Source organism: Streptomyces sp. CC208A (assembly GCF_030010625.1).
GTDB lineage: Bacteria > Actinomycetota > Actinomycetes > Streptomycetales > Streptomycetaceae > Streptomyces.
Window position 1 is genome coordinate 1 of the sequence record NZ_JASCXN010000083.1, and the last position, 2,535, is coordinate 2,535.

The window sequence follows — 2,535 nt, forward strand, 5'->3', positions numbered from 1 at the left end:
GGCTCCGCGCTGGGGCTCGGGCGGGCGTTGTGTTCAGGCACGACCGCTCCTCTCCGTAGTGCTTCCACTACCAGGAGCCGTCAGCGTGGCCTACAGTCGGAAGCCGTTCAACGTGCCAGGAGAGGAAGACAAGTTGGAGGCAGAGTGGTGAACCGTAAGGACTTGGACCCGGAAGCCTCACCACAAGCCGCATTCGGGGCACGTTTCCGCAGGCTACGCGAGGAACTGGGGCTCTCTCAGGTGGACGTAGGTATCCCCATGGGATACTCCGGAACGCATATTTCGGGCGTTGAAACTGGTCGCAAGTTCCCGACTCTCCGGTTCGCTCGGCGCGCGGATGCAGCCCTCGGAACCGGCGACTCGTTCGAGCGCGAGTGGCGCGAGATGAACCAGGGTTCGCTACTGGAGGGCTTCCCCGAGTACGTGGAGTACGAAGAGTCAGCAGTCGAGATCCGGTTGTATGAGGTCGGCGTCATACCGGGACTGCTACAGACTCCGCAGTACGCGGCCACTCTGGAAGCAGAAGAGGTCCGGCGGGGCGCAGCGACGCGGGAACAGGCAGACGAGCGGGTTGCACTAGTAGCGCAGCGGCAGGCCACGATCATGCGGACGGTCCCGCCTCAGATCTTCGTTGTGCTCGATGAGAGCTGCATTCGGCGGCCGATGGGTCCGCCATCTGTCATGGTGGCGCAGCTTGACCGCGTCTTGGAGTTCGCAGACATGCCGAACACGGTGCTCCAGGTTGCACCGTTCTCCATGGGGGAGCGACGGCCGTTCACCCTGCCTATCAGCATCCTGACGTTGCCGTCTCGGGCGGTTGTCTCGTACGCGCAGTCCTCACAGCGGGGGCACTTGGAGCGGGAATCTACTTCGGTCCTGCGCGCTCTTGCCGCCTATCATCAGCTTCAGGCCGAATCCCTCTCGCGAGCGGACTCCGTCGCCATGATCCAGGAAGCACGAAAGGGCCTGTTGTGAACTTCCCCGAACCACGTTGGTTCACGTCCTCTTACAGCGGCCAAGGTGGCCAGTGCGTGGAGGTCGCCACCAACCTTGCCGCCACGATCGGTGCCGTTCCCGTCCGCGACTCGAAGACCCCCGTCGGCCCCGCGCTCGCTCTGTCCGCTTCCGCGTTCTCCGCGTTCATCGAGAGCGTCAAGGGCGGGCAGCTCGACGCCTGAAAGAACAACAGCCCCGCCTCGCCCCCGAGTTAGGAGCAGGGCGGGGCTTCTTCCTGCCGCCGCGCGGGCCGCATCGGCGGCAGGAAGGGCGGACCCGTGGGCGGGTCCTGGTCGGGTGGGCGGTCCGTGAGCCACACCCCATCCCTCGTCGCCACTCACACCGCACCGCTCCGCCAGTCCGGCTCGCACCGACACGGAGGCCATGCGCACAGCTCGGTCGCGGACATGTCCGGCCGGTCAGACGCGCACGACCGTGACGACGCAGCCCGCTATCGTCGCCGCGTACGCCTCGATGCCTTCGGGGTCCGAGGTGATCACGCTGCCGCCGCCATGAACGGCCGCGATGAGGACCGCCAGCGCGTCCACGGGGTCAGGGCGCTTCTTCGGCGGGAGAGCGGCCGCACCGATCATGTCGCCGAGCGTCTGCCAGCCGCTGACGCCCAGGCCCGTACCGCACGGCAGACAGCTCGGCGGCAGGTCACCGGGGCGGTGGGTACGAGCGCCAGGATGCACGAAGACCTCGGCGAGGAGCCGTTTCCACGCGTAGGCCGTTTTCGGGCTCGTACGCCACGCCTGGGACAGCGCGGGTCCTGGGACGACGGGCACGTGACCACCTGCGGACACGAACCCCTTGTGGAGGGTGTGCGCCCTACGGTCCTGGCCGATCAGGGCGATCAGCATGCCCGTGTCGTAGACGACGACACTCACGCCGCGGCCCGGCCCCGGGGCGCACGCCCGAGGATGGCGTCGACCTCCGCCTGCTCCTCGGAGGTCAGAACGATGTCGTCGCCCGCCCAGGTCCCGGTACCAGCCTCCTCCTCGGCCTTGAGACGGGCCGCCTCGAACGGCTGGAGGAACTCCTTGACGCGGTCCTGTTGGTCCATCTGGGCCTGGGCCGCGATGGTGAGGTAGGTGGACACGTCCAGGCCGGCGTCATCGGCGTACTTCTTGATCCGGTCGTGAATCTCGCCCGCCATGCTGATGGAGAAGCGCTTGACAGCCACGGACCAACCGTAACACCCGGTGTTACGGACGGTCGCCGAGACCCAGCCGCCGATCATCACGGACCCCTCCGTCGACCGGGTCATCATCGGCGGCTCGGTGTTCGACCAGTGCCCCTGGTCAACGGTCGGGCCTCGACCGACAACACCCGGTTCAAGATGGCCGAGGCCGACTCCGGCGACTACAAGTCGACGGCGGCGTACAGCGGTGACGCCACCCACCACCCCATAACCAGCCAGTGCGGCGCGGAGCACACCAACATCACGATCACGGACAACCGGTCTCCGCAGATCTCAGGACGCATGACGACGGCGCCCCCGCAGCGATGCGGGGGCGCCGTCGCCGTGGGCGGCCC

At 67.3% G+C, this 2,535-nt stretch carries 5 protein-coding genes; 3 read left to right on the forward strand and 2 right to left on the reverse strand.

The annotated features are described in order from the left end of the window. The first annotated feature begins 144 nt into the window (after positions 1–144). Positions 145–975, forward strand: a complete 831-nt coding sequence (locus QK442_RS35985; RefSeq protein ID WP_282698351.1) for a helix-turn-helix transcriptional regulator — start codon at positions 145–147, stop codon at positions 973–975. Continuing rightward, complete coding sequence (locus QK442_RS35990; RefSeq protein ID WP_282698352.1) at positions 972–1,178, forward strand: DUF397 domain-containing protein; 207 nt, start codon at positions 972–974, stop codon at positions 1,176–1,178. Before QK442_RS35985 ends, QK442_RS35990 begins: the two co-directional genes overlap by 4 nt. Positions 1,179–1,415: 237 nt before the next feature. Here QK442_RS35990 and QK442_RS35995 read toward each other — a convergent pair whose 3' ends face one another. Both QK442_RS35995 and QK442_RS36000 read right to left on the reverse strand, forming a co-directional pair. Further along, positions 1,416–1,886, reverse strand: a complete 471-nt coding sequence (locus tag QK442_RS35995) for a hypothetical protein (RefSeq protein WP_282698353.1) — start codon at positions 1,884–1,886, stop codon at positions 1,416–1,418. Then, entirely contained in the window at positions 1,883–2,182 is a 300-nt protein-coding gene (locus QK442_RS36000; RefSeq protein WP_282698354.1) for a hypothetical protein, read from the reverse strand. The genes QK442_RS35995 and QK442_RS36000 overlap by 4 nt, the downstream gene beginning before the upstream one ends. Positions 2,183–2,290: 108 nt before the next feature. Between QK442_RS36000 and QK442_RS36005 the strand changes: the two genes are divergently transcribed. Then, positions 2,291–2,535, forward strand: a 245-nt coding sequence (locus tag QK442_RS36005; protein WP_282698355.1) for a hypothetical protein, incomplete at its 3' end; no start/stop codon positions are given.